Source organism: Candidatus Deferrimicrobiaceae bacterium, from assembly GCA_035256765.1.
In the GTDB taxonomy this organism is placed as follows: Bacteria; Desulfobacterota; Deferrimicrobia; order Deferrimicrobiales; family Deferrimicrobiaceae; genus CSP1-8.
This window is the reverse complement of sequence record DATEXR010000161.1, coordinates 1-1,522: the sequence shown is the minus strand read 5'-3', so window position 1 is coordinate 1,522 and position 1,522 is coordinate 1. Positions and strand designations below refer to the sequence as shown.

The 1,522-nt window shown below is 64.8% G+C and carries 2 protein-coding genes; both read right to left on the bottom strand.

All coding sequences use genetic code 11. The features are described 5' to 3' along the window. Positions 1-276 (bottom strand): hypothetical protein (locus VJ307_05505; protein HJX73594.1); only part of this gene is annotated, 276 nt, incomplete at its 3' end. Positions 277-542: 266 nt separating this feature from the next. Continuing rightward, on the bottom strand, positions 543-1,522 hold a 980-nt coding region (gene cobA / locus VJ307_05500; protein ID HJX73593.1), incomplete at its 5' end, for a uroporphyrinogen-III C-methyltransferase.

Here is a 1,522-nt window from a genome sequence, read left to right as displayed (position 1 = left end):
CTTCGGGTTGTGCTCCTTGAGCGCGACCAGAAACACGATCTCGGGGATCATCGCCTTGAGTTCCCCGACCAGGGACTTTTCGCGCGGCTTCTTCCACCAGTCGGTCTCCTCGAGGTACGAGCCGCCGTAGTGTGCCCGGCTTGCTTCGTGGGCCACGGGGTACAACTCCCAGCGGAGGTGCATGGGCAGCCGGGACCACATGAGGAAGCGGGCGATGATGGCGAAGGCGAAGACGACCAGAGCCAGGTAGATGACCACGTAGGGAATCAGGGTCATGTTCGTTTCCTCGCACTTCCGCCGGCTTCGGTTGCGATAGCAGGCAATGGCGGCGATTCGTTCTGGCTTCTATGCAGCGAATGATTCACGGGGTCCCTGCAAACGCAGGTCTCATCCGTGAATATTTCACTAATGGGAATCATAACAAATTTCCTTTCTATCGTGCCGAATTTTTTCTTGTCGGCTGAACGAAAATTTCGAACGGTGTGATTCATTTCTTTTATTTGCAAAAACCGAAACACGGACTTACCGCGGACGCGTGATTCTTACCCGCGCACCATCGCTTGGATGACCGCGCCGGGTTGTTCATCGGGGATGTGCACGACATTCCTCCAGCCGAGGAGCCGCGCCCTCCCGGCGGCTGCGGGACTCAAGCACCATGCCACGACCTTCGATGAATCCCACCCGGGCCCGTCCCTTTCCTCGTCGAGAGCGTCCGCTTCCTCCGGGCTTCGCAGGACGCAGCCCGTGAGCGGCAGGGCACCCAGGACGACCCTCGCCGCGGGGGTGACGGGCAGGGGGACTTCGACCACCTCTGCGCCGCACCTGTCCAGCTCTGTGCCGAGGTCCCCTCCCGGAGAGGCGATCACGAGGCGTTCCCCCGAAAGCGGACGTTTCCCGAACCAGTCCAAAGTGTCCGCGTGACGGACGACCGTGCCGATGATGAAAAGCGCCGGGGGTTCGATTCTCGCGCGCTCGACGGCGGCGGGGAGCTCGTCGAGCGTGCTCCGGATCACCCTCTGGGCGGAGGTGGTGCCCCGCTCCACGACCGCGGCGGGCGTGAGGCGTTTCATGCCCGCGGCGATGAGCCGCTCCACGACATGCGGCAGGCTGGTCACGCCCATATACCCCACCAGCGTCGCGTGGGGATCGGCGGCGAGCAGGTCCCAGCGTACCTGCGGCCCTTCCACTTTTTTCGATTCGTGAGCCGTGAGCAACGTCACCTGGACGGCCTCCTGCCGGTGCGTCGGCGGTACCCCGGCGTACGCAGGGACCGCGATTCCCGAGGTCACGCCCGGCACCACCTCGAACAGGACCCCCGCAGCGGCGAGCGCCTCCGCTTCCTCGCCGCCCCGCCCGAACACGTACGGGTCGCCGCCCTTCAGCCTGACCACGCGCTTTCCTTCGCGGGCGAGGCGCACCAGCAGGGCGTTGATCTCCTCCTGCGGCACGGGGTGGTGCCCGGCCTCCTTGCCCACGCAGTGGAGTCCGACATTCGCGGGGAGGTCGCAGGGGAGCGCGGTCG